This window comes from Streptomyces sp. NRRL B-1347, from assembly GCF_000720325.1.
Lineage (GTDB): Bacteria > Actinomycetota > Actinomycetes > Streptomycetales > Streptomycetaceae > Streptomyces.
This window is the reverse complement of sequence record NZ_JOJM01000013.1, coordinates 57,761-81,015: the sequence shown is the minus strand read 5'-3', so window position 1 is coordinate 81,015 and position 23,255 is coordinate 57,761. Positions and strand designations below refer to the sequence as shown.

Here is a 23,255-nt window from a genome sequence, read left to right as displayed (position 1 = left end):
AGGACGTGGCGCACCCGGTCCATCGGCAGGACGTGGCGCGCCCGGTCCACCGGCAGGGCGTGGCGCACCCGCCTGCTGTCCGGCGTGCTCATCGCGGCCGCCGTGCTCGCCTCCGGCTGCGACTCGGGGCCCGCCCTGGAGAACCGGGGCGAGGCCAGTCTGCCGCCGGGCGACAGCAAGCACCTGGTCGTCGGCTCCGCGGGCTTCACCGAGAGCGATCTGCTCGCGCACATGTACGCACAGCTCCTGGAGAAGGCCGGATACGGCACGGAGTTCCTGTCCGTCGCCAACCGCGAGCTGTACGAACCCGCCCTGGAGTCCGGGCAGATCGACGTCGTGCCCGAGTACGCGGCGACCTTCGCGGACTGGCTGAACGCCAAGGTCAACGGCGCGGACGCCGAGCCCGTCGGCTCACCCGACCTCGCCACCACCATGAAGGCCCTGCGCGACCTCGCCGCCCCGCGCGGCCTGACCGTCCTCGACCCCGGCAGGGCCGTCGACCAGAACGCCTTCGCGGTCGCCGCGTCGTACGCGCGCGAGCACCGCCTCAAGACCCTCACCGACCTGGGCGAGTCGGGCCTGAAGGTACGCCTCGCCGCGGGCGACGAGTGCGTCCGGCGCCCCTACTGCGAGCCCGGCCTGAAGAAGGTCTACGGCATCGACATCACCGCCGTCGACCCCAAGGGCGTCGGCACCACCCAGGCCAAGAAGGCGGTGCAGAGCGGCCGGGACCAGATGGTCCTCACCACCTCCACCGACGCCACCCTCGACGAGTTCCAGCTCGTCCTGCTCGCCGACGACAAGCACCTCCAGAACGCCGACTACGTCGTCCCCGTCGTCAACCGCTCCCGCGCGGGCAGCGAAGGCGTGGCCCGCGCCCTCGCCCGCCTCAACACGGTCCTGACCACAGCCGACCTGGCCACCATGAACCGCCAGGTCGACAGCTGGCGCCGCCTCCCGGAGGACGTCGCGAAGAAGTACCTCCAGGACAAGGGCCTGCTGTAGGCGCCGCCCCGAATCCAGGCAGCGCCCCGAAGGGGCGCGGGGAACTGCGCGAGCAACCCAAGGCGGCCCGCAGACGAGGCACAAGCGGTCGGGGCACCGACGGAAGCCACGGTCCGGCACAGCGCAGCGTCACGCGTCGGCGACCGAGTCGAACTCCACCTCGTCCCTGCCCACCCCTTGGGCATCCGCGTCCACGGAGCGGCGCAGTGCCTCGTGGAGCTTCGCCGGGGTGAGGACGCCCACGAAGCGGGCGCCGTCGACCACGGCGACCCAGCCCGCGTCGTGCTGGAGCATCACGCCGAAGGCCTGCTTCAGGGAGGCCCCCACGGGCAGCCAGGCGTTCATGCGGTGGGCCAGGTCGCCGACGGTGGCGCCGTCCCCGGCGAGCGCGACCTCGTCCACGCCGACCCAGCCGTGCAGGTCGTCACCGGCGTTCAGGACCATCGCCCAGCGCGCGCCGTCGGCCCGCAGCCGGGCCGCTGCCTGCGCGGCCGGCTCCTCCAGGCGGGCGACCGGCGGCTGCTCCAGGTCGTCGGCCTCGATCACCGTCACCGAGAGCCGCTTCAGGCCCCGGTCGGCGCCCACGAACTCGGCGACGTACGGGGTGGCGGGCGTGCCGAGCACCGCGCCCGGCGTGTCGAACTGCTCGATGCGGCCCTGCCCGTACACGGCGACCCGGTCGCCGAGCCGCACCGCCTCCTCGATGTCGTGCGTGACCATCAGGACGGTCTTGCGCACGGTGCGCTGGAGGTTCAGGAACTCGTTCTGCAGGCGTTCGCGCACCACCGGGTCCACGGCGCCGAACGGCTCGTCCATCAGGAGCACCGGCGGATCGGCGGCGAGCGCGCGGGCGACGCCCACGCGCTGGCGCTGCCCGCCCGAGAGCTGCTCGGGGTAGCGCGCGCCGTACGTCTTCGGGTCGAGGCCCACCAGGTCGAGGAGTTCGGCGGCGCGGGCCCGCGCCCTGGCCCGCTTCCAGCCGACGAGCGCGGGCACGGTCGCCGTGTTGTCGAGGACGGTGCGGTGCGGGAAGAGCCCGACCTGCTGGATGACGTAGCCGATGCGGCGGCGCAGGCGCACCGGGTCGACGTCGGAGATGTCCGCGCCGTCCACGAAGATGCGCCCCGACGTCGGCTCGATCAGCCGGTTCACCATCATCATGGTGGTCGTCTTGCCGCACCCCGAGGGGCCGACGAGCGTGACCAGCTCGCCCTCGGCGACCTCGAAGGAGAGGTCGTCCACGGCCGTCGTGCCGTCCGGGTAGCGCTTGGTCACCTGCTCGAACCGGATCATCCCCTCACGCTAACCGCGCCGCTCACATCCCGCTCACAAGGACCACCTCAAGGGTGCGCGGCCCGTGCACGCCCTCGACCCGGTCCAGCTCGATGTCGCTGGTCGCGGAGGGGCCGGAGATCCAGGTGAGCGGGCGGCGCGGATCGAGCCGTTCGAGGGCGAGCGGCACCGACGCGACGACCTGGCCGGGCACGCGCACGACACAGACGTGGTGGTCGGGGACCAGCGTGATCCGGCGGCGCCCCTGGTCGGGGGAGCCGTCGAGGACGAGCGTGCCGGTCTCGGCGATCGCGACCGCGCAGCCCGTGACGACGCTGTCGACGCGGTCGAGATCCTGCGGGGTGTCCGCCGCGCGGTCGTCGACGAGGACCGCGTCGGCGGCCTCCAGCCACCACGGCGGCAGGCCGGGCGGCACCAGGACCGACCCCGCGCCCCGCGCGGCGAGCAGCCGGGCGAGCAGCTCCGCGAGGCCGGCCGCGTCCGTGCGGTGCACGAGGGCCCGGTAGTCGGCGAGGTTCTCGGCCAGCAGGCCGACGGTCCCGGCCTCGGTGCGCGCGCCGTGCTCGCGCAGATAGTCGCGGGGCACGGCGTCGCCGTACGCCGCGTACGGGTCGCGCGCGTCGTCCGGCCCGGGACCGAGCGCGCGCCTGATCCGGCCGAGGACCACGTCCCTGGAGCTCACGCCCCGCTCCCTTCGCCGTGCGTACGCCGCCACCAGTCGCGGAACGGCTCGGCGGGCACCGGCGGCAGGTCCCGCGTGGCGCTCCACGCCCGGCCGGGCCCCGGCAGCGCCCGGGGGTGCGCGGCCCGGGTGCGGGAGGCCAGGCGCTGGCCCGCGCGCAGGGCGCCGGGGTGCCCGAGGACCCAGCGCGCGGCTCGCATCGCCGCCCGCTCCGCCGCGTGCCCCTTGGCGGGCCGCAGCCGCACCCGCACGCCGCGGCGGGTCACGTCGCCGCCCTCGACGACCCGCTCCCGCAGGTGCACCAGGACCTCCGGGATGTCGATGGCCACCGGGCACACCTCGTAGCAGGCGCCGCACAGCGACGACGCGTACGGCAGCGACGCGTCGACCGCGCTCCCCGTGCCCCGCAGCTGCGGGCTGAGGATCGCGCCGATGGGGCCCGGGTACACCGAGCCGTAGGCGTGCCCGCCCGCCCGCTCGTACACCGGGCACACGTTGAGGCAGGCCGAACAGCGGATGCAGCGCAGCGCCTGGCGGCCGACCTCGTCGGCGAGCGCGTCGGTGCGGCCGTTGTCGAGCAGCACCAGATGGAAGGCGCGGGGCCCGTCGGAGTCCGAGGTCCCGGTCCACGTCGACGTGTACGGGTTCATGCGCTCGGCCGTCGACGAGCGCGGCAGGGTCTGCAGGAACACCTCCAGGTCCCGCCACGTCGGCACGACCTTCTCGATGCCGACGACGGAGATCAGGGTCTCCGGCAGCGTCAGACACATGCGGCCGTTGCCCTCGGACTCGACGACGACCAGCGTGCCGGTCTCGGCGACCATGAAGTTGGCGCCGGAGATCCCGACCTTGGCGCGCAGGAACTTCTCCCGCAGGTGGAGGCGCGCCGCCTCGGCCAGCTCGGCGGGCTCGTCGGTGAGCCCGTCCGGGGCGGGGCGGCCCCAACGCCCCATCTCCGTACGGAAGATGTCCCGGATCTCGCCGCGGTTGCGGTGGATGGCGGGCACCAGGATGTGCGACGGCCGGTCGCGGCCGAGCTGCACGATCAGCTCGGCGAGGTCGGTCTCGTAGGCGCGGACGCCCGCCGCCTCCAGGGCCTCGTTGAGGCCGATCTCCTGGGTGGCCATCGACTTGACCTTGACGACCTCCGACTCGCCGGTCTCCTCGACGAGCCGGGTCACGATCCGGTTGGCCTCGGCCGCGTCGGCGGCCCAGTGCACGGTGCCGCCCGCCGCCGTCACCTCCCGCTCCAGGCGCAGCAGATAGCGGTCCAGGTGGCGAAGGGTGTGGTCCTTGATGTGCTTGCCCGCCTCGCGCAGGCGCGCCCAGTCGTCGAGTTCGGCGACGGCCCCGGCCCGCTTGTCGCGGATGGTGCGGGTGGCGTGCCGCAGGTTGGCGCGCAGCGTCGCGTCGCCGACGGCGGCGCGCGCCGCCGCGGGGAACGCGGGCATGCCCACGAAGGTGCCGCTCATGGCAGGGGCTCCTCTTCCGTGCTCGCCAGGATCTCGGCGAGGTGGACGGGCCGCATGCCGACCCGCAGCCGGGACATCGTGCCGCCGATGTGCATCAGGCAGGAGTTGTCCGCCGCGCACAGCACGTCGGCGCCGGTCGACTCCGCGCTGCGCACCTTGTCGGCGCCCATCGCCGCCGACACGTCGGGGTTCTTCACGGCGAAGGTGCCGCCGAAGCCGCAGCACTCCTCGGCGCCCGGCAGCTCCACGAGGTCGAGCCCCTTGACCGCGCCGAGCAGCCGCGCCGGCCGGTGGCCGAGCCCGAGCGAGCGCAGGCCGTGGCACGTCGGGTGGTACGTCACCCTGTGCGGGTACCAGGCGCCGACGTCCGTGACGCCGAGGACGTCCACCAGGAACTCGGTCAGCTCGAAGGTGCGGGGCACCACCGGCGCCAGGGCCGCCGCGAGGCCGCCGCCGCGGCCCTCGGCCCGGGCCCGCTCGCCGAGCCGCGGATACAGCTCGCGCACCATGGCCCCGCACGATCCCGACGGCGTCACGATCGCCTCGTACCCCTTGAAGACATCGGAGAAGTGCCGGGCGAGGGGCTCCGCCTGATGGCGGTAGCCGGTGTTGTAGTGCGCCTGCCCGCAGCAGGTCTGGGCCTGCGGGAAGTCCACCTCGACGCCCAGCCTGGTCAGGAGTTTCACGGTGGCCCGGCCGGTGTCGGGGTAGAGCGTGTCGTTGACACACGTCAGGAAGAGTGCGACACGCATGGTGCGTTCCTCCTCGTCGATCATCGGATGGCCCGAGCGTACTTGCGCGGACGGCGACGCACGAGCCCCGGTGCCGGGGACGGTCGGGAAGGCCGCGTCGGCCCGGCGGGCGGTGTGCTCAACTAGGACGGTTCCGCTTCCGCGCACTGTTGAGGAGACGCCTTGAGCCCCACGTACCGTCAGCCTGGAGTCGTGCTTACCGACCGCCGGTTCAGTGTCCCGCTCGACCACGACGACCCCGCGGGGGAGCGGATAGAGCTGTTCGCGCGGGAGTGCGTGGCGGCGGCGCGGCAGGACGCAGAGCTGCCCTGGCTGGTGTACCTGCAGGGCGGCCCCGGCTTCGGGGCCCACCGCTTCAGCGGCAAGCAGGCCTGGCTCGGCCGCGCCCTGCGCGACTACCGCGTGCTGCTGCTCGACCAGCGCGGCACCGGCGCGTCCACGCCCGCCAACCGCCAGACCCTGCCGCTGCGCGGCGGCCCCCGCGAACAGGCCGACTACCTGGGCCACTTCCGCGCCGACGCGATCGTGCGCGACTGCGAGGCGGTCCGGCGCGAGGTCACCGGCGGCGCCCCCTGGACCGTCCTCGGCCAGAGCTTCGGCGGCTTCTGCGCCACCCACTACCTGTCCACCGCGCCCGAGGGCCTTCAGGCCGCCCTGATCACCGGCGGGCTCCCGACGCTCGACGGGCACGCCGACGACGTCTACCGCGCCGCCTACCCGCGCATGGAGCGCAAGTCGCTCGCCCACTACGCGCGTTACCCGCAGGACGCCGAGCGGGCCCGGCGCGTCGCCGAGTACGCCGCCGAGCACGAGCCGGTCCTGAACGGCGGCTACCGCTTCACCGCCGAGGCCTTCCAGTCCCTGGGCATCCTGCTCGGCACCGGCGACGGCAGCCACCGCCTGCACTACCTCCTCGAGGACGCCTTCGTGCGCACCGCCACCGGGCACGAGCTGTCGGACGCCTTCCAGGAGCAGGCCCAGGCCCTCCTGTCGTACGCGGGACACCCGCTGTACGCCCTGCTGCACGAGGCCTGTTACGCCCAGGGCGGGCGGCCCACCGCGTGGGCGGCCGAGCGGGTGCGCGGCGAGTTCCCCGCGTTCGACGCGGGCAAGAGCCTCGCCGGGGGCGAGCCGGTCCTGTTCACCGGGGAGGCCGTGCAGCGCTGGATGTTCGACTGCGACCCGGCGCTCCGCCCGCTGCGCGAGACCGCAGAGCTGCTCGCCGAACGCGCCGACTGGGCCCCGCTGTACGACGCCGAGCGCCTCGCCGCGAACGAGGTGCCGGTGGCCGCGGCCGTCTACCACGACGACCTCTACGTCGACACGGCCGACTCCTTGCGCACCGCCCGCACGATCGGCGGCCTGCGCACCTGGGTCACCGACGAGTACGAGCACGACGGGCTGCGCGCCGGCGGTGACCGGGTCCTCGACCGGCTGCTCGACCTGGTGCGGGGCGAGATCTGACCGGGCGCGGGACAACGTCCGGCCTGGTGGGCGCCCGGATTTGACGCTGGATAAGCTGCGCGCATGACCGAGCCGCAGAACACCGGGACGACCGCGCCCGACCAGCTGGCCCCGATGCCCGACGACTGGCAGCGGGCCCTCGCCGTCGTCGCCCACCCCGACGACCTGGAGTACGGCTGCGCGGGCGCCATCGCCTCCTGGACGGACGCCGGGCGCGAGGTGGCCTACCTCCTCGCGACCCGGGGCGAGGCGGGCATCGACACCCTCGCGCCCGCCGAAGCCGCGCCGCTGCGGGAGCGGGAGCAGCGCGCGAGCGCCGCCGTCGTCGGGGTGGACACCGTCGAGTTCCTCGACCACAAGGACGGCGTGATCGAGTACGGCACGGCGCTGCGCCGCGACATCGCCGCCGCGATCCGCAAGCACCGGCCCGACCTTGTCATCACGCTCAACCACCAGGACACGTGGGGCGGCGTCGCCTGGAACACCCCGGACCACGTCGCCGTCGGCCGCGCCACCCTGGACGCGGCCGCCGACGCGGGCAACCGCTGGATCTTCCCCGAGCTGATCGAGCAGGGCCTGGAGCCGTGGAACGGGGTGCGCTGGGTCGCCGTGGCCGGCACCGACCGGCCCACGCACGCCGTGGACGCGCGCCCCGGCCTGGAGCGCTCCGTCCGCTCGCTGCTCGAACACCGCGCCTACCTGGAGGCGTTGACCGCCGAGGACCCGGAGAAGTACTGCCGCTCGTTCCTCGGCGGCATCGCCGAGCAGCTCGCGCCGCGCTTCGGCGGCGTCCCCGCGGTGGCGTTCCAGGTCTTCGCCCGCTGACGTCCGCGCGCGGGGTCCTGTGGTTGCGGGTTTGACACCGCGCGTTGCCGATTCTGCAATGGGCGCATGGCACGCGAAGAGAGTCACACCCATGAGGGGGACGACGGCGCGACGGACCAGGTCCTCACCGCCGTCGGCCCCCGTCTCCGCAAGATCCGCAAGGAGCGCGGCGCCACGCTCGCCGGGCTCTCCGCCGCGACCGGCATCTCCGTCAGCACCCTCTCCCGCCTGGAGTCGGGCGGCCGCAAGCCGAGCCTGGAACTGCTGCTGCCCATCGCCCGCGCCCACCAGGTGCCCCTCGACGAGCTGGTCGGCGCCCCGCCCGTCGGCGACCCCCGCGTCCGCGCCAAGCCGATCGTGCGGCACGGCCGCACGATGGTGCCGCTGACCCGGCAGCCCGGCGGACTCCAGGCGTACAAGGTCATCGAGCCGCAGCGCACGGCCGAACCCGACCCGCGGACGCACGAGGGCTACGAGTGGCTGTACGTCCTGTCCGGCCGCCTCCGCCTGGTGCTCGGCGAGCACGACGTGGTGCTCACCGCGGGGGAGGCGGCCGAGTTCGACACCCGGGTGCCGCACTGGTTCGGCTCCACCGGCGAGGGCCCCGCCGAGTTCCTGAGCCTGTTCGGGCCGCAGGGCGAGCGCATGCACGTACGGGCCAAGCCCAGGAAGCGGTCGGAGGGGGAGGACTGACCCTGTTCCCTTCGGGGCAAGCGACCGCTTAGTATGCGGGGGCACGGTCCACCGACGCCCTCGTGGAGGCCCCGCATGCACGCATGGCACGTACCCCGCAACGGCGAGCCGGGCGAGGTGATGCGGCTCGAAGAGGTGGAGACGCCGGTGCCCGGCGACGGCCAGGTCCTGATCAGGGTCCGCGCGGCGAACGTCAACTTCCCGGACGCGCTGCTGTGCCGCGGCCAGTACCAGATCACCCCGCCGCTGCCGTTCACGCCCGGCGTGGAGGTCTGCGGCGAGACGGCGGACGGGCGGCGCGTCATCGCCAACCCCGTGCTGCCGTACGGCGGCTTCGCCGAGTACGCCGTCGCGGACGCCGCCGCCCTGCTGCCCGCCCCGGACGCGCTCGACGACGCCGAGGCCGCCGCGCTGCACATCGGCTACCAGACGGGCTGGTTCGGCCTGCACCGGCGCGCCCGCCTCCAGGCCGGCGAGACGCTCCTGGTGCACGCGGCCGCGGGCGGCGTCGGCAGCGCGGCCGTGCAGCTCGGCAAGGCCGCGGGCGCCCGCGTCATCGGTGTCGTCGGCGGCGCCGAGAAGGCCGCGGTCGCCCGCGAACTCGGCTGCGACGCGGTCGTGGACCGGCGCGCGGACGACGTCGTCGCGGCCGTGAAGGACGCCACCGGCGGGCGCGGCGCCGACGTGGTCTACGACCCCGTGGGCGGCGCCGCGTACACCCAGTCCGCCAAGTGCGTGGCCTTCGAGGGCCGCCTCCTCGTCGTCGGCTTCGCGAGCGGCACCATCCCGGCGCCCGCCCTCAACCACGCCCTGGTGAAGAACTACTCGATCGTCGGCCTGCACTGGGGCCTGTACGCCACGAAGGACCCGCGGGCCGTCCTCGACTGCCACGAGCAGCTGACCGCCCTCGCCGCCACGGGCGCGGTCAAGCCGCTGGTGAGCGAACGGGTGCCACTGGCCGGCGCGGCGGCGGCCGTGCAGCGCGTCGCCGACGGGGCCACCACCGGGCGCGTCGTCGTGCTGCCCGGGCTCGGGGACGGAGCGGCCGCATGACCGACGCCGCCGAACTGCGCAGCCGCACAAGGGAGTTCCTTGCCGCGCACCCGCCGGGAACGACGGAGCGAGGCGCCTTCCTGAAGGCCCGCTACGACGCCGGACTCGCCTGGGTGCACTACCCCGAGGGCCTCGGCGGGCTTGGCGCGCCCCGCACCCTCCAGGCCGTCGTGGACGCCGAACTGGAGGCCGCGGGCGCCCCCGACAACGACCCGCGCCGCATCGGCATCGGCCTCGGCATGGCCGCGCCGACGATCCTCGGCTTCGGCACCGAGGAGCAGAAGCGCCGCTTCCTCAGGCCCCTGTGGGTCGGCGACGAGGTGTGGTGCCAGCTGTTCAGCGAGCCCGGCGCGGGCTCCGACCTCGCGGCGCTCGGCACCCGCGCGGTGCGCGAGGGCGACACCTGGGTGGTGACCGGGCAGAAGGTGTGGACGTCCAGCGCGCACCTGGCTCGCTGGGCCATCCTCATCGCCCGCACCGACCCGGACGTGCCCAAGCACCGCGGCATCACGTACTTCGTCTGCGACCTGACCGACCCGGGCGTCGAGGTGCGGCCGCTGCGGCAGATCACCGGCGAGGCCGAGTTCAACGAGGTCTTCCTCACCGGCGTCCGCATCCCCGACGGCCACCGGATCGGCGAGGTCGGCGACGGCTGGCGGGTCGCGCAGACCACGCTCATGAACGAGCGCGTGTCCATCGGCGGCTCACGCCTGCCGCGCGAGGGCGGCATGATCGAGCCCCTCGCGCGCACCTGGCGCGAGCGCCCCGAGCTGCGCACCCACGACCTGCACCAGCGCCTGCTCACCCTCTGGGTGGAGGCCGAGGTGGCCCGGCTCACCGGCGAGCGCCTGCGCCAGCAGCTCGTGGCGGGCCAGCCGGGCCCCGAGGGCTCCGGCACGAAGCTCGGCTTCGCCCGCCTCAACCAGGCCATCAGCGCCCTGGAGGTCGAACTCCTCGGCCAGGAAGGGCTGCTGTACGACGACTGGACGATGCGGCGCCCCGAGGCGGTCGACTTCTTCGGGCGCGATGCGGGCTACCGCTATCTGCGCGCCAAGGGCAACAGCATCGAGGGCGGCACGAGCGAGGTCCTGCTGAACATCGTCGCCGAGCGCGTCCTCGGCCTGCCGCCGGAACCGCGCACCGACAAGGACGTCGCCTGGAAGGACCTGGCCCGATGACCGCACCGAACTCCTCCGACCTGCTCTACACGGAGGAAGAGGAGGCGGTCCGCTCCGCGGTGCGCGCCCTCCTCGCCGACCACTGCGGCCCGGCCGCCGTCCTCGCCCGCACGGAGTCGGACCAGCCGCACGACCGCGCGCTGTGGAAGGCCCTCACCGACGGCATGGGCCTCGCCGGTCTCCTGGTGCCCGAGGAGCGGGGCGGCCAGGGCGGCACGCACCGAGAGGCCGCCGTCGTCCTGGAGGAGCTCGGCCGCGCGGTGGCGCCCGTGCCGTATCTGACCAGCGCCGTCATCGCCACCGACACCCTGCTCGGCTGCGGGGACGAGTCCGCGGACCTGCTCGCCGCCCTGGCGTCGGGCCGCACGGTCGGCGCGCTCGCCGTGCCGTTCGCCACCGCCCCCGCGGCCGCGCATCCGCTGGCCCGGTACGCCGACGGCGTCCTGCACGGCAAGGTGCCCGGCGTCGCGGACGCGGCCGTGGCCGACGTCCTGCTCGTTCCGTCCGACAGCGGCCTCTTCGCCGTCGACACCGGCCGCGGCGGCGTCACCGTCACCGCCCTGACCTGCCTCGACCGCACCCGCCCGCTGGCCACCGTCACCCTCGACGCGGCCCCCGCGCGCCTGCTCACCGCCGACGCGGAAGCGGCGGTGCGCCGCGGCCTGCGCGCCGGGGCGGGGCTGCTCGCATCGGAGCAGCTCGGCCTCGCCGAGTGGTGCCTGACGGAGACCGTGCGCCACACCAAGGAGCGCCACCAGTTCAACCGCCCCGTCGGCTCCTTCCAGGCGCTCAAGCACCGTCTCGCCCAGGTCTGGCTCGACGTCGTGAACACCCGCGCCGCGGCCCGGCACGCCGCCGACGCCCTCGCCACCGGCAGCGACGAGCCGGACCTCGCGACGGCCGTCGCCCAGGCCTACGCGTCCCCCGTCGCCGTGCGCGCCGCCGAGGAGGCCCTGCAACTGCACGGCGGCATCGGCATGACCTGGGAACACCCCGTCCACCTCGCCCTCAAACGCGCCAAGGCCGACTCCATCGCCCTCGGCACGGCGGGGCGGCACAAGGAGGCCCTGGCCGACCTGCTCGCCCTGCCGGCGCCCTGACCTGCGCGTAGTCCAAAAGCCGTAGGGGACCCGTGCCTTACACACCCATTACTTGAGGCATAATTGCGAGCTGTTCGCAAGAAGGATTGATCTTCAGTAGGGGTGTGGAGAGCATGAGGGCCCGATCCATACGGACCACGGGCGCGGTCGCGGCGACCGCCGCACTGGCGGTCGCCGCGTCGGCCTGTTCGTCGCCGGACGACGGCAAGGGTGCGGACGGCGCCAAGGACTCCGCGGTCGTCGGCATCGCCTACGAGCCCGAGACCCTCAGCCCGCTCCTCGGCTACGGCAAGGACGGCAACTCCAAGATCTTCGACGGCCTGCTCACGCACGACGCCGGGATGAAGCTGAAGCCCGCGCTCGCGGCGAAGCTCCCGAAGGTCAGCGCCGACGGCAAGACCTACACCTACGAGCTGCGCAAGGGCGTCAAGTTCAGCGACGGCAAGCCCTTCTCGGCCAAGGACGTCGTCTTCACGTACGAGACGATCCTCGACAAGAAGACGAACAACGCCTCCAAGACCGAGCTCGACGCCCTCAAGAGCGTCGAGGCCAAGGGGGACGACGCCGTCGTCTTCCACCTCAAGTACCCCTACGCGCCGTTCGCCGAGCGCACCGTCCTGCCCATCGCGCCCGAGCACATCGCGGGCAAGCAGGACGTCAACAAGGGCGACTTCTCCACCAAGCCGATCGGTACCGGCCCCTACGAGCTGGTGAAGTGGTCCAAGGGCGAGAAGATCGTCTTCAAGGCCAACCCCGGCTACTGGGGCGGCGCACCGAAGATCAAGAACTTCACCATGGCGATCATCAAGGACGACGACGTGCGCGCCACCCGGCTGCGCACCGGCGACCTCGACGGCGCCATCCTGCCGCCGAACCTCGCCGAGACCTTCGAGTCCGACGGCGCCAAGAAGACGTACGCCGCCAAGACCTTCGACTACCGCGTCGTGACCCTGCCGACCGGCAACGAGGTCGCGGGCGACACCGCCGTGCGGCGCGCCCTCGACATCGGCGTCGACCGCAAGGCCATGGTCGACTCCATCCTCGAAGGCGCGGGCAAGGAGGCCTACGGCCCCGTCCCGACGGACAGCCCCTGGTTCACCAAGGGCACCGAGCGGAAGTTCGACGCCGCCAAGGCCAAGAAGATCCTCGACGAGGCGGGCTGGAAGCCCGGCAAGGGCGGCATCCGCGAGAAGGACGGCGTCCAGGCCTCCTTCCCGCTCTGGTACCTCACCGGCGACAAGCTCCGCCAGGACCACGCGCTCGCCTACGCCTCCGACGCCAAGAAGCTCGGCATCAAGGTCGAGGTGCAGTCCGGCACCTGGGAGGTCATCGAGCCGCGCATGGCCAAGGACGCCGTCCTCGCGGGCGGCGGCTCCCCGGCCGACCCGGACTTCGACCAGTACACGCTCCTGAAGTCCTCGCTCGCCGGTGACGGCTTCAACAACATGGCGCACTACGACAACCCCAAGGTCGACAAGGCTCTGGAGGACGCCCGCAAGAGCGGCGACCGCGCCGAGCGCGCGGCCGCGTACGACACGATCCAGCGCGAACTGGTGAAGGACCCCGGCTACACCTTCCTCACGCACATCGACCACCTGTACGTGGTGGACAAGTCCTTCGGCGACCTGTCCACGCAGGTCGAGCCGCACGACCACGGCCTGGCCTCGGGCCCGTGGTGGAACGTCGAGGACTGGCAGCCCGAGAAGTGACCTCCGCGCCCGACAAGCGGCGCGCCCGGGGGACCCGCCGGGTCCCCTGGGGGCCCATGGCACGGCTCGTCGCCCGACGGGCCGTGTTCGCCGTCCCGGTCCTGCTCGTCGTGACCTTCGGCGTCTTCGCCGTCGCCGAGGCCTCGCCCTTCGACCCCGTCAAGGCGTACGCGGGCACGGCCGGACTCACCGCGTCCCAGGAGAACCTCGACCAGCTGCGCGCCAACCTCGGCGTCGACGAGCCGCTCGTCGGCCGCTGGTGGGACTGGCTCACCTCGGCCCTGACGGGCGACCTCGGCGACTCCAGCACCCTGCGCCAGCCCGTCGCCGACGCCATCGGCGAGCGCATCGGCTGGTCGGTGCTCCTCGCCGCCACCGCCTTCGTCCTCGCGATCCTGCTCGGCTCGGCCCTCGGCGTGCTCGCCGCGCGCCGCCCCGGCGGCTGGCTCGACCGGGGCATCACCTCGCTCGCCTACACCCTGGAGGCCGCACCGCCGTTCTGGCTCGGCCTCCTCGCGATGTGGCTCTTCGCCCTGAAGCTCGACGCGCTGCCCGCGGGCGGCCTCACCGACACCGCCAGCACGACGGTGACGTTCGACCAGGTCACCAGCCATCTGATCCTGCCCGCCACCGTCCTCGCGATCTCGCAGCTGCCGTGGTTCGTCCTGTACGTGCGCCAGGGCGTCGGGGACGCGCTCGGCGACGACCCGGTGCGCGGCGCCCGCGCCCGCGGCCTGGCCGAGCGCACCGTGCTCCTGAAGCACGCCTTCCGCTCCGGCATGCTGCCGGTGCTCACCCTCGTCGGCTCCCGCGTGCCCGAACTCATCACCGGCGCGCTGCTCGTGGAGACCGTCTTCAGCTGGCCCGGCATCGCCGCGGCCACCGTGGGCGCCGCCACCTCCGTGGACTTCCCGCTGCTCGCCGCGCTCACCGCGCTCGCGACGGCCGCCGTGCTGCTCGGCAACCTCCTCGCGGACCTGCTGTACGGGCTCGCCGACCCGAGGGTGGGATTCGATGGCTGACACCACCTGGCGCCCCGCCTCCGCGCGCGCCGCACGCACCTCGTCGGCCGCCACGCGCGCGTGGCGGGTGTGGAGCTCCGCCGCGATCGTCGCGGCCGTCGTGCTCGCCGTCCTCGTCGTGCCGCCGCTCGTCGACCTCGACGAACAGGCCGTGCACCTCGCCGACAAGCTCCTGCCGCCCTCCATCGCCCACCCCTTCGGCACCGACGACGTGGGCCGCGACCTGCTGGTGCGGTGCGTGTACGGGCTGCGCGTCTCGCTGCTCGTCGGCGTCGTCGCCGCCGTGGCGGCCACCGTCGTCGGCACCGCGGTGGGCGCGCTCGCCGCCGCCTGCGGCGGCTGGGTGGACCGGATCGTGATGCGCCTCGTCGACGTCTTCGCCTCGGTCCCGCACCTGCTGCTCGGCATCTTCATCGTGGCGATGTTCCGGCCCGGCGTCTGGCCTGTGGTGATCTCCGTGGGGCTCACCCACTGGCTGTCCACCGCCCGCATCGTGCGCGCCGAGGTCCTGTCGCTCCGCTCCCGGCCCTACGTCGACGCGGCCATCTCCGGCGGCGCGTCGCGCTGGCGCGTCACCGTGCGCCACCTGCTGCCCGGCGTCCTGCCGCAGGCCGGGCTCGCCGCCGTCCTGATGGTGCCGCACGCCATCTGGCACGAGTCCGCGCTCTCCTTCCTCGGCCTCGGCCTGCCCACGCACCAGGCGAGCCTCGGCACCCTCGTGCAGGGCGCCCGCAGCTCGCTGCTCGCGGGCGACTGGTGGCCCACGCTCTTCCCCGGCCTGTTCATCATCGTGCCCACCCTGGCGATCGCGGGCCTCGCGGGCGCCTGGCGCGAGCGGATCAATCCGCGCCGCCGATCGGAGCTGATGCTGTGACCGCGCCCGCCGCGAGCCCCGTCCTGTCCGTCCGCGGCCTGTCCGTGCGCTTCCGCATGCGCGGCGGCGCCCACGTGGCCGCCGTCACCGACGCCCGCTTCGACCTCGCGCCGGGCGAGTGCCTCGCCCTCGTCGGCGAGAGCGGCTGCGGCAAGTCCGTGCTCGCCTCCGCGCTGCTCGGCCTCCTGCCGGGCAACGCCGAGACCGCCGGGTCCGCGCTGCTCGGCGGGCTCGACCTGCTCACCGCCGACGAACGCACCCTCGCCCGCACCGTGCGCGGCCGCCGCGTCGGCCTCGTGCCGCAGAGCCCCGCCGCGCACCTGACGCCCGTACGCACCGTGCGCTCCCAGCTGGAGGAGACCCTGCGGGAGCTGACCGGCGTGCGCCGCCCCGCGCTGCGCGCGGCCGCGGAGGCGGCGGCCGAGCGCGCCTCCTTCCCCGTCGGCCACCTCGACCGCTACCCGCACCAGCTGTCCGGCGGCCTCGCCCAGCGCGCCGCCACCGCGCTCGCCCTGATCGGCGACGCGCCGCTGCTCCTGGCCGACGAACCCACCACGGGCCTGGACCGCGAGCTCGTCGACCGCACCGTCGACGAGCTGCGCCGCCACGTCGGCGACGACCGCGCGCTGCTCCTGATCACCCACGACCTGGCCGCCGCCCGGCGCATCGCCGACCGCGTCGCCGTCATGTACGCCAGCCGCGTCGTCGAGATCGCCGCCGCCGAGGACTTCTTCGGCGCGCCCGGGCCGCGCCACCCGTACGCGCGCGGCCTCCTGGACGCCCTGCCCGAGCGGGAGTTCACCCCGATCCCCGGCATGCCGCCCGAGCTGTCCGCGCTCCCGGAGGGCTGCGCCTTCGCGGCCCGCTGCGCCGGGGCGGACGAGACCTGCGGGACGCAGCCCGCGCTGACGTCCGGCGTCGCCTGCCACCACCCGGTCACCGCCGCGCTGGAGGCGCCCCGTGCTTGAACTGCGCTCCCTGACCGCCGGATACGACCGCCGCGAGCCCGTCGTACGGGACGTCAGCCTCACCATCGCGCCCGGCGAGTCCGTGGGTCTGCTCGGCCCCAGCGGCTGCGGCAAGTCGACGCTCGCCCGGGTCGCGGCCCTGCTGCACCGGCCGGACGCGGGCCACGTCGTCATCGACGGCGAGGCGGCGCGCGGCTGGCGGCACCGGGCACCGCGCGCCCAGCGCACCGCGTTCGGCGTGGTCTTCCAGCAGCCCCGGCTCTCCGCCGACCCGCGCCTGACCCTCACCCAGCTGATCGCCGAGCCCCTGCGGGCCACCGGGCGCGCCGCCGAGGCCGCGGAGCGCGTCACGGAGCTCGCCCGCACCGTCGGCCTGGGCGCCGATCTGCTCGGCCGCCGCCCGCACGAGGTCAGCGACGGCCAGCTCCAGCGCGCCTGTCTGGCCCGCGCCCTGGTCCTGCGGCCGCGCTGGCTGATCTGCGACGAGATGACGGCGATGCTCGACGCGTCCACCACGGCCGCCCTGGTCGCCGCCGTGGAGGAGTACCGGGACGGGTCCGGGGCCGGGCTCCTGGCCGTGGGGCACGACAAGGTGCTCATGGAGCGGTGGTGCGACCGGACGGTGCACTGGGACGAGCTGACCGGCGGCCCCGCGCCCGCGTAGCCGGACCATCCCGGGCGTCAGACCGTGACCAGGGTGACCTCGGTGGCCTTCACGCTCGTGTAGACGGACGTGCCGTCGGCGAGGCCCAGTTCGGCCGCCGCCTGCGGGGTGATCTCGGCGACGAGGTCCGGCGCCTTCTCCCCGGTGACCAGGACCCGCAGCCTGCTGCCGACCGCGGTGATCTCCCGGACCGTGCCGTGCCAGACGTTGCGCGGGCTGCCCTCGGGGTGCTCCAGGTGCAGCGACACCGCCTCGGGCGCGATGATCGCGAGCGCCCGCGCGCCCTCGTCCGGCGGATCGGCGGCCACCAGGCGCCCGCCGTCGGCGAGCAGCAGCGTGCCGTCCCCCGCGCCCGTTCCCGCGAGGGCGTTGCGCCCCAGCATGCGCGCCACCCAGGGGGAGCGGGGGCGCCGGGTGACCTCGGCGGGCGGGGCGTCCTGCAGGGCCCTGCCGTCCTCCAGGACGAGGACCCGGTCGGCCAGCGAGACGGCCTCGACCGGATCGTGGGTGACGATCAGACAGACCCCGCCGAAGCCCGCCAGATGGGTGCGCAGGGTGTGGCGCACCTGCGCCCGGGTCGTCTGGTCCAGGGCGGCCAGCGGCTCGTCGAGGAGCAGCAGCCGCGGGTGCGGCGCCAGGGCCCGGGCGAGGGCGACGCGCTGGGCCTGGCCCCCGGAGAGCTGCGCGGGCCTGCGGTGCGCGAGGTGCCCGACGCCGAGCCGGTCCAGCCAGAGCCGGGCCCCGCGGCGGGCCTCGGCGCGCGGCACCCCCTGCGCGCGCAGGCCGTACGCGGTGTTGGACAGGGCGCTCAAGTGCGGGAAGAGCGCGCCGTCCTGGGGCACCCAGGCGACGCCGCGCCGGTGCGGCGGCAGCGCGGTGACGTCCGTGTCGCCGAGGCGCAGCCGGGCGTGGGCGCGCGGGGTGAGCCCGAGCAGGGCGCGCAGCAGCGTGGTCTTGCCCGCGCCGTTCGGCCCGACGACGGCGATGGTGGTGCCGGGGTCGGCGTCCAGGGTCAGCCGGTTGAAGCCGGTGACGTCCGCGTGCAGGGGCCAGCGCTCCCGCGCGGCCCCGGCCGGGGCCGCGGCCTCCGGCGGGTGCGCGGGCCCGTCGCCCTGCGGCGCGGCCCGCTCTCCGGCACCGCCGCGGGGGCGCGCCGCGCGGTCGGTCGTACCGCCGGTCCAGCGTCCGCGCAGCGCGATGAGTACGGCCATGGCGATGACGAGCAGCAGCAGGGACACCGAGGTCGCGGCCTCGGGCTGGTCCTGGAGCAGCAGATAGACCTGGAGCGGCAGGGTCTGCGTGGTGCCCGGCAGGTTCCCGGCGAAGGTGATGGTCGCGCCGAACTCGCCGAGCGCCCGCGCCCAGGTGAGCGCGGCCCCGGCGGCGAGCCCGGGCGCGACCATCGGCAGGGTGACGGTGAAGAACACCCGCACCGGCGAGGCGCCGAGGGAGGCCGCGGTCTCCTCGTACGACAGGCGCATGCCCGCGAGGGCGCCTTCGAGGCTGATGACCAGGAACGGCATGGCCACGAACGTGGCGGCCACCACCGCCCCCGACGTGTGGAACGGCAGGACGATCCCGAAGGTGTCCTCAAGCCACGGCCCGAGCACCCCGCGCCGCCCGAAGCCGAGCAGCAGCGCGACCCCGCCGACGGTGGGCGGAAGCACCATGGGCAGCAGCACGAGCGAGCGGACCAGCGCCTTGCCGGGGAACGGGACGCGGGCGAGCAGCCAGGCCAGCGGCACCCCGAGGACCAGGGACAGGCCGAGCGCCCAGAAGGACACGTACAGCGAGAGCTTGAGCGCCTCGGTCACTCCGGGGCTGCTCAGATGCGTGCCGAGGTCGCCCCAGGAGGTCCTGCTGAGGATGCCGACGAGCGGCAGGAGCAGGAACGCGACGGCGAGGACGGCGGGCACGGCCAGGGTGAGCGGGGGGCGCGCGCCGGTGCCGCGGGCGGCCGGGCCGCCGCGGCCACGGAGTGATCTCATGGGGAAGTTCCCAGGTCGGTGCGGGGGTTACGGCTTCTGGAAGCCCGCGTCCCGCAGGATCTTCTGTGCCTCGGCGGAGCTCAGCCACTTCACGAACGCGGCCGCGGCGTCGGCGTGCTTCGACGTCTTGAGGGTGGCGGCCGGGTACGCGGCGATGGCGTTCTGGCCGTCGGGGATGTCGACGCCCTCGGCCTTGCCGTCCGCGGCCCGGACATCCGTCTTGTAGACGAGTCCCGCGTCGGCCTCGCCCAGCTCGACCTTGGACAGGACGGCCCGCACGTTGGGCTCCTGGGAGACCGGCTTCACGGAGACCTTCTGCGCGTCCAGGATCTGCTCGCTGTAGCGGCCGACCGGCACCTCGGGCGCGGCCAGGACCACCTTCAGATCGCCCTTGGCGAGGTCCTTGAGCTGCTTGACGTCCTTAGGGTTGCCCTTGCCGGTGGCGATGACCAGGCGGTTCTTGGCGATCACGGTCGGCGTGCCGGTGTCGGCCCGCAGCCCGTCCATCGTCTTGGTGTCGGCCGTGACGAGCGCGTCGGCCGGGGCGCCCTGGCGGACCTTGGCGGCCAGCTCCTGCGAGCCCTCGAAGGAGAAGGTGACCTTCGTGCCCGGGTGCGCCTTCTCGTACGCGGCGCCCGCCGTCTTGAACACGTCGGTGAGCGAGGCGGCGGCGAGCACGGTGAGGTCGGCCTGCTGTGAGCCGCCGTCCTTCTTGTTGCTCTTGTCGGCCTTGCCGCCGTCGCCGTCGTCGTTGCCGCACGCCGCCAGCGGCAGGAGCAGGGCGGCGGTGACGAGCGCGGCGGCGGCACGCCGCTTGGTGATCACGGTGGACATGCGGTGGGACTCCTCTGGCTGCGGGTGGCCCGGGGGCCGCCCGGGAGAGCGGAAGGACGCGGTGACCGAGGACGGGCGGTGCCGCTGGGGGCAGGTGCTCAGGCGCGGTCGATGTGCACGCTGGTCGACTTCACGCGGGCGGTGGCCTGCATGCCGACCTCAAGACCGAGCTCCTCGACGGCTTCGCGGGTGAGCAGGGAGACGAGCCGGTGGGGCCCGGCCTGGATCTCGACCTGGGCGGCGACGTCGCCGAGGGTGACGGCGGTGACGATGCCGGGGAAGGCGTTGCGGGCCGAGGTGTACGAGCCCTCCTCTTCGCCGACGCCGCCCTGGGCGACCTCGATGGAGAAGGCGGCCAGGTCCCGGCCGTCGATGAGGCGGCGCCCGCTCTGGTCGCGGTGGGTCGCGACCCGGCCCGCGTCCGCCCAGCGGCGCGCGGTGTCGGGGCTGACGCCGAGCAGGCGTGCCGCCTGGCCGATTGTGTAGGACTGCATGTGCGAAAAGATAGCCGCCTTCATCTGGCATTTACAGACTTTGAGGCCATTCCACATGGCAGATGCCAGGTGACTGGAGAAAGATCCAAGACCGCCGACCGGCAGGCCGCAGGGCCGGATCCGGCCCCCTGGGGCCGCGTCGGGAGCGGCGCGGAGACGTGGGCTTCCGCGCGCGGCGCGCCGGCGGACCGCGGCAGGCGGTGGCGACCCCCGCACCACGTCCGCGCTGACGCGCTCCCCGGCCCGGGCCGTCCGGCAGCTGACACGGCCCACCGGGATCGGCCCGCGCGCGGCGGCGGATGCCGTTCCGTACGAGGCCGAGAGCGCGGGCGCCGCGCGGTGCTGCCGCCGAGGGCTGCTACGCCCCGTGCCGGCGCGGCCGGTCGACGTACACCTCGGTCGCCTTCACCCGGGCTGTGACCGTGACCCCGATCTCGATCCCCAGTTCCTCGACGGCCTCGCGGCTGACCACCGACACCACCCGGTGCGGGCCCGACTGGATCTCCACCTGGGCGATCACGTCATCGGTCCGCACCGCCGTGACGATGCCCGCGAAGGAGTTCCGCACCGAGGTCAGCGGCTCGTCGGGGGCCGGGTGGAGGCCTCGCGCCCGCTCCTTCGCGAAGGCGGCCAGGCTCACCCCGTCGATCCGCCGGTTGCCGGAGCCGTCCCGCTCCAGCAGGAGCTGGTCGCCGTCGGCCCACCGCCGGACGGTCTCCGGACTCACGCCGAGCAGCCGCGCCGCCTGGCCGATGGTGAACGTGGGCATCCCCGCACCCTAGCCGGACCGCGCCGGGCTCCGGCCGGGCCGGGTGGCGGTCGAGCCGGGCGGAGGTCAGGCCGCGTGGCGGTCAGGCCTTCTCCACCACCAGCACCTCGACCCCCTTGCCCCGCATCGCCCGCACCTCCTCGCGCGCCACCCCCTCGTCGACGACCACCACGTCGAAGTCCGTGAGCGGCGCGAGCGCGTACAGGCCGTCGCGGGTGAACTTCGTGTGGTCCGCGAGCAGTACGCGCCGCGTCGCCGCCGTCATCATCGCCCGCTTTACCTGCACCGTCTCGGGCGAGGTGTGGTAGCAGCGGCCGCGCGTCACGGCGGTCGTCGACATGAAGAGCAGGTCCGCCCGGAACGCCGCCACGCTGTCGGCGGTGTGCAGCCCCATGAAGGCGTCGTACGCCGGGAAGTAGCTGCCGCCGAGCGCGATCAGGGAGACGCCCGGCTCCTTGGCGAGCGCGGTGATCGCGGGCAGGGAGTTCGTGAGGACCGTCAGGGGCGTGCGCCCGGCGAACTCGCGCGTCAGGTGCAGACACGTCGTGCTGTCGTCGAGCAGCACGGTCTGCCCCGGCACCAGCAGGCCCGCGGCCGCGCGGGCCAGGCGCTGCTTCGTCGCGGCCATCGTCGACATGCGCTCGGCGACGCTGCCGTGGAACTGCGCCGACGGCAGCGCGGTCGCCCCGCCGCGCACCTTGCGCAGCCAGCCCTGCGCCTGGAGGAAGTCCAGGTCGCGGTGGATCGTCATCAGGCTCACGCCGAAGGCGTCGGCCAGGTCCGCGGCCCGCACGAAGCCGCCCGCGACCACCCGCTCCCGCACCTGGCCCTGCCGCTCTTCACGTGTGATGTCCATGAGTGATGTTCTCATGCACTTCACACGTCGTCCGCCCCGGCGGCCCAGCTCGGCCCGGCCCGCGGGCCGTCCTCGTCACATGGTGCGCGACCCGGCCCGCGTGAGGATTTCCCAGACGTTTGACGTGCCTTTTCGGCCAGTTGTTTGCTCACTCCAGCGCGCAGCCCGCCCCCCCCCCGCACCCCCTTCCGTTCCCTTCCGCCGTCCCCGGGGAGCTTCGATGACGAACACCCCCGTGCCGCCCGCCCCGGGCGGCACCGCCGAGCCGCGTTCGCTCTTCACACGCCTCGGCATCCCGCGGCCCCTCTCCTGGGGCTATCTCGGCCTGCTGGTCTTCATGACCGGAGTCGGCGTCGAGGCCGGGTTCCTGTCCCCGTACCTGGAAGACCTCGGCATCCCCGAGGCGCAGGTCGCGATGGTCTTCACCGTGTACGGCGTCACCGGCGCCGTCGCGGCCTGGCTGTCCGGGGCGCTGTCCGACCTGTGGGGGCCGCGCCGCGTGATGTGGCTCGGCCTGCTCGCGTTCGTGGTCACGCACGTGTTCTTCCTCGCCGTCGCCGTGCCCAGCGAGTCCTTCGTGCTGCTGCTCGTCGGCTACGGCCTGCGCGGGCTCGCCTATCCGCTGTTCGCGTACGCCTTCCTGGTGTGGATCGCCGCCGTCGCGCCGCCGCGGCAGATGGGCAGCGCCATGGGCTGGTTCTGGTCGGCGTTCTCCGCGGGCCTGCCGACGCTCGGCTCGCTCACCGCCAGTCTGCTCGTCCCGCACATCGGCGAGCGGGGCACGCTGTGGGCGGCGCTCGGCGTCGTCGTCGCCGGCGGACTGCTCCCGCTCCTGCTGGTCCGCGAGCGCACCGGCTCGGCCCGGCTCGCGCCCACGGGGGAGAGCCCGCTCGCGGGCCTCGCCGGCAGCCTGACGATCCTGGTGCGCGAGCCGAGGGTGGGCGCGGGCGCCGTCGTGCGGATGCTCAACACGGCTTCGCAGTTCGGCTTTCTGGTGATGCTTCCGGCGTGGTTCACGGACGAGGTCGGGCTTTCCGACGCCCAGTGGCTCAGACTGCTCGCCATCATGTTCGCCACGAACATCGTCACGAACCTGCTGTTCGGCGTCGTCGGGGACAAGGCCGGCTGGCGCGCGACGGTCGCGTGGTGCGGCGGCCTCGGCTGCACCGCGTCGACGCTGCTCCTGTACTACGTCCCGGCGGGCGCGGGCGACCGCTACGGCCTGTGCGTCCTCGCCGCCGTCCTGTACGGCGCCACGCTCTCCGGCTACGTCCCGCTGTCCGCCCTGATGACCGCGATCGCGCCCGCCCACAAGGGGCAGGCCATGGCCGCCCTGAACCTTGGCGCCGGGGCGTCCACGTTCGTCGGGCCGCTGGTCGTCAGCCTGTTCCGGGGGCCCGTCGGCGTCGTCGGCGTCGTCTGGATCTTCGCGGGACTGCACGCCGTGAGCGCGCTCCTCACGCTCACCCTGAAGACCGCCGCCGACGGGGACCCGGCGGCGGCGCACCCCGAACCGCCCCGCACCGCCGCCGCACCCGCCACGAAGGGACTGTGAAGACC

At 74.2% G+C, this 23,255-nt stretch carries 22 protein-coding genes; 13 read left to right on the top strand and 9 right to left on the bottom strand.

All coding sequences use genetic code 11. The annotated features are described in order from the left end of the window. The first annotated feature begins 84 nt into the window (after window positions 1-84). Window positions 85-1,005 carry an ABC transporter substrate-binding protein gene (locus tag IG74_RS0114285; RefSeq protein ID WP_037825372.1) on the top strand — a complete coding sequence of 307 codons (921 nt, stop codon included), beginning with the start codon at window positions 85-87 and terminating at the stop codon, window positions 1,003-1,005. Between the two features lie 129 nt (window positions 1,006-1,134). On the opposite strand, the gene IG74_RS0114280 is transcribed toward IG74_RS0114285, so the two are convergent. From IG74_RS0114280 to IG74_RS0114265, 4 genes are read right to left on the bottom strand one after another with little or no spacing between them, the layout of a single operon-like run. Continuing rightward, a complete protein-coding gene (locus IG74_RS0114280; protein ID WP_030675484.1) occupies window positions 1,135-2,298 on the bottom strand; it encodes an ABC transporter ATP-binding protein in 1,164 nt (387 codons plus the stop codon). Between the two features lie 22 nt (window positions 2,299-2,320). Further along, window positions 2,321-2,980, bottom strand: a complete 660-nt coding sequence (locus IG74_RS0114275) for a LutC/YkgG family protein (RefSeq protein WP_030675481.1) — start codon at window positions 2,978-2,980, stop codon at window positions 2,321-2,323. Next, window positions 2,977-4,452, bottom strand: a complete 1,476-nt coding sequence (locus IG74_RS0114270; RefSeq protein ID WP_030675478.1) for a lactate utilization protein B — start codon at window positions 4,450-4,452, stop codon at window positions 2,977-2,979. The genes IG74_RS0114275 and IG74_RS0114270 overlap by 4 nt, the downstream gene beginning before the upstream one ends. Next, window positions 4,449-5,204: a (Fe-S)-binding protein gene (locus IG74_RS0114265; RefSeq protein WP_030675475.1), complete on the bottom strand. Its 756-nt coding sequence runs from the start codon at window positions 5,202-5,204 to the stop codon at window positions 4,449-4,451. Before IG74_RS0114265 ends, IG74_RS0114270 begins: the two co-directional genes overlap by 4 nt. A 162-nt stretch (window positions 5,205-5,366) precedes the next feature. Here IG74_RS0114265 and IG74_RS0114260 point away from each other — a divergent pair, with 162 nt between their 5' ends. The 11 genes from IG74_RS0114260 to IG74_RS0114210 all read left to right on the top strand — a co-directional run bounded on the left by IG74_RS0114260 (window position 5,367) and on the right by IG74_RS0114210 (window position 16,754). Next, entirely contained in the window at window positions 5,367-6,668 is a 1,302-nt protein-coding gene (locus tag IG74_RS0114260) for an alpha/beta fold hydrolase (protein WP_030675473.1), read from the top strand. Between the two features lie 63 nt (window positions 6,669-6,731). After that, a complete protein-coding gene (locus tag IG74_RS0114255; RefSeq protein WP_030675471.1) occupies window positions 6,732-7,493 on the top strand; it encodes a PIG-L deacetylase family protein in 762 nt (253 codons plus the stop codon). A gap of 66 nt (window positions 7,494-7,559) precedes the next feature. Then, the gene (locus tag IG74_RS0114250; RefSeq protein WP_030675469.1) at window positions 7,560-8,186 is read left to right on the top strand and encodes a helix-turn-helix domain-containing protein; all 627 of its coding nucleotides are present in this window, start codon (window positions 7,560-7,562) and stop codon (window positions 8,184-8,186) included. A gap of 75 nt (window positions 8,187-8,261) precedes the next feature. Next, a complete protein-coding gene (locus tag IG74_RS0114245; protein WP_030675467.1) occupies window positions 8,262-9,239 on the top strand; it encodes an NADPH:quinone oxidoreductase family protein in 978 nt (325 codons plus the stop codon). Beyond that, window positions 9,236-10,417, top strand: coding sequence for an acyl-CoA dehydrogenase family protein (locus tag IG74_RS0114240; RefSeq protein WP_030675464.1), 1,182 nt, complete (start codon window positions 9,236-9,238; stop codon window positions 10,415-10,417). The genes IG74_RS0114245 and IG74_RS0114240 overlap by 4 nt, the downstream gene beginning before the upstream one ends. Continuing rightward, window positions 10,414-11,517 (top strand): acyl-CoA dehydrogenase family protein, encoded by a 1,104-nt coding sequence (locus tag IG74_RS0114235; RefSeq protein WP_030675461.1) that lies wholly within the window; start codon window positions 10,414-10,416, stop codon window positions 11,515-11,517. Before IG74_RS0114240 ends, IG74_RS0114235 begins: the two co-directional genes overlap by 4 nt. A 113-nt stretch (window positions 11,518-11,630) precedes the next feature. Beyond that, window positions 11,631-13,226: an ABC transporter substrate-binding protein gene (locus IG74_RS0114230; RefSeq protein WP_030675458.1), complete on the top strand. Its 1,596-nt coding sequence runs from the start codon at window positions 11,631-11,633 to the stop codon at window positions 13,224-13,226. Between the two features lie 56 nt (window positions 13,227-13,282). Next, window positions 13,283-14,248: an ABC transporter permease gene (locus IG74_RS0114225; protein ID WP_030675455.1), complete on the top strand. Its 966-nt coding sequence runs from the start codon at window positions 13,283-13,285 to the stop codon at window positions 14,246-14,248. Further along, window positions 14,241-15,122: an ABC transporter permease gene (locus IG74_RS0114220; RefSeq protein WP_030675452.1), complete on the top strand. Its 882-nt coding sequence runs from the start codon at window positions 14,241-14,243 to the stop codon at window positions 15,120-15,122. The genes IG74_RS0114225 and IG74_RS0114220 overlap by 8 nt, the downstream gene beginning before the upstream one ends. Window positions 15,123-15,178: 56 nt before the next feature. Further along, window positions 15,179-16,090 carry an ABC transporter ATP-binding protein gene (locus tag IG74_RS0114215; RefSeq protein WP_051854905.1) on the top strand — a complete coding sequence of 304 codons (912 nt, stop codon included), beginning with the start codon at window positions 15,179-15,181 and terminating at the stop codon, window positions 16,088-16,090. Continuing rightward, window positions 16,083-16,754 (top strand): ABC transporter ATP-binding protein, encoded by a 672-nt coding sequence (locus tag IG74_RS0114210; protein WP_030675447.1) that lies wholly within the window; start codon window positions 16,083-16,085, stop codon window positions 16,752-16,754. Before IG74_RS0114215 ends, IG74_RS0114210 begins: the two co-directional genes overlap by 8 nt. Before the next feature lie 17 nt (window positions 16,755-16,771). Here the strand turns inward: IG74_RS0114210 and IG74_RS0114205 are convergent, their stop codons facing one another. The 5 genes from IG74_RS0114205 to IG74_RS0114185 form a co-directional block, all read right to left on the bottom strand. Then, a complete protein-coding gene (locus IG74_RS0114205) occupies window positions 16,772-18,742 on the bottom strand; it encodes an ABC transporter permease (RefSeq protein WP_030675442.1) in 1,971 nt (656 codons plus the stop codon). A gap of 27 nt (window positions 18,743-18,769) precedes the next feature. Further along, window positions 18,770-19,576, bottom strand: a complete 807-nt coding sequence (gene modA, locus IG74_RS0114200; RefSeq protein ID WP_030675440.1) for a molybdate ABC transporter substrate-binding protein — start codon at window positions 19,574-19,576, stop codon at window positions 18,770-18,772. Window positions 19,577-19,674: 98 nt separating this feature from the next. After that, complete coding sequence (locus IG74_RS0114195) at window positions 19,675-20,070, bottom strand: TOBE domain-containing protein (RefSeq protein ID WP_030675438.1); 396 nt, start codon at window positions 20,068-20,070, stop codon at window positions 19,675-19,677. A 358-nt stretch (window positions 20,071-20,428) separates the two neighbouring features. Then, the gene (locus IG74_RS0114190) at window positions 20,429-20,839 is read right to left on the bottom strand and encodes a TOBE domain-containing protein (RefSeq protein WP_030675437.1); all 411 of its coding nucleotides are present in this window, start codon (window positions 20,837-20,839) and stop codon (window positions 20,429-20,431) included. A gap of 82 nt (window positions 20,840-20,921) precedes the next feature. Continuing rightward, window positions 20,922-21,695 (bottom strand): DeoR/GlpR family DNA-binding transcription regulator, encoded by a 774-nt coding sequence (locus IG74_RS0114185; protein WP_030675435.1) that lies wholly within the window; start codon window positions 21,693-21,695, stop codon window positions 20,922-20,924. 220 nt (window positions 21,696-21,915) lie between these two features. Here IG74_RS0114185 and IG74_RS0114180 point away from each other — a divergent pair, with 220 nt between their 5' ends. Further along, the gene (locus IG74_RS0114180; RefSeq protein WP_030675433.1) at window positions 21,916-23,250 is read left to right on the top strand and encodes an MFS transporter; all 1,335 of its coding nucleotides are present in this window, start codon (window positions 21,916-21,918) and stop codon (window positions 23,248-23,250) included. Window positions 23,251-23,255 lie beyond the last annotated feature (5 nt).

Coding starts and splice junctions, on each gene's coding strand:
- IG74_RS0114185 (WP_030675435.1), bottom strand. CDS start 21,695: ATGGACATCACACGTGAAGAGCGGCAGGGCCAGGTGCGGGAGCGGGTG.
- IG74_RS0114220 (WP_030675452.1), top strand. CDS start 14,241: ATGGCTGACACCACCTGGCGCCCCGCCTCCGCGCGCGCCGCACGCACC.
- IG74_RS0114225 (WP_030675455.1), top strand. CDS start 13,283: ATGGCACGGCTCGTCGCCCGACGGGCCGTGTTCGCCGTCCCGGTCCTG.
- IG74_RS0114230 (WP_030675458.1), top strand. CDS start 11,631: ATGAGGGCCCGATCCATACGGACCACGGGCGCGGTCGCGGCGACCGCC.
- IG74_RS0114235 (WP_030675461.1), top strand. CDS start 10,414: ATGACCGCACCGAACTCCTCCGACCTGCTCTACACGGAGGAAGAGGAG.
- IG74_RS0114180 (WP_030675433.1), top strand. CDS start 21,916: ATGACGAACACCCCCGTGCCGCCCGCCCCGGGCGGCACCGCCGAGCCG.
- IG74_RS0114255 (WP_030675471.1), top strand. CDS start 6,732: ATGACCGAGCCGCAGAACACCGGGACGACCGCGCCCGACCAGCTGGCC.
- IG74_RS0114270 (WP_030675478.1), bottom strand. CDS start 4,452: ATGAGCGGCACCTTCGTGGGCATGCCCGCGTTCCCCGCGGCGGCGCGC.
- IG74_RS0114280 (WP_030675484.1), bottom strand. CDS start 2,298: ATGATCCGGTTCGAGCAGGTGACCAAGCGCTACCCGGACGGCACGACG.
- IG74_RS0114245 (WP_030675467.1), top strand. CDS start 8,262: ATGCACGCATGGCACGTACCCCGCAACGGCGAGCCGGGCGAGGTGATG.
- IG74_RS0114190 (WP_030675437.1), bottom strand. CDS start 20,839: ATGCCCACGTTCACCATCGGCCAGGCGGCGCGGCTGCTCGGCGTGAGT.
- IG74_RS0114250 (WP_030675469.1), top strand. CDS start 7,560: ATGGCACGCGAAGAGAGTCACACCCATGAGGGGGACGACGGCGCGACG.
- IG74_RS0114240 (WP_030675464.1), top strand. CDS start 9,236: ATGACCGACGCCGCCGAACTGCGCAGCCGCACAAGGGAGTTCCTTGCC.
- IG74_RS0114195 (WP_030675438.1), bottom strand. CDS start 20,070: ATGCAGTCCTACACAATCGGCCAGGCGGCACGCCTGCTCGGCGTCAGC.
- modA (WP_030675440.1), bottom strand. CDS start 19,576: ATGTCCACCGTGATCACCAAGCGGCGTGCCGCCGCCGCGCTCGTCACC.
- IG74_RS0114215 (WP_051854905.1), top strand. CDS start 15,179: ATGCGCGGCGGCGCCCACGTGGCCGCCGTCACCGACGCCCGCTTCGAC.
- IG74_RS0114265 (WP_030675475.1), bottom strand. CDS start 5,204: ATGCGTGTCGCACTCTTCCTGACGTGTGTCAACGACACGCTCTACCCC.
- IG74_RS0114205 (WP_030675442.1), bottom strand. CDS start 18,742: ATGAGATCACTCCGTGGCCGCGGCGGCCCGGCCGCCCGCGGCACCGGC.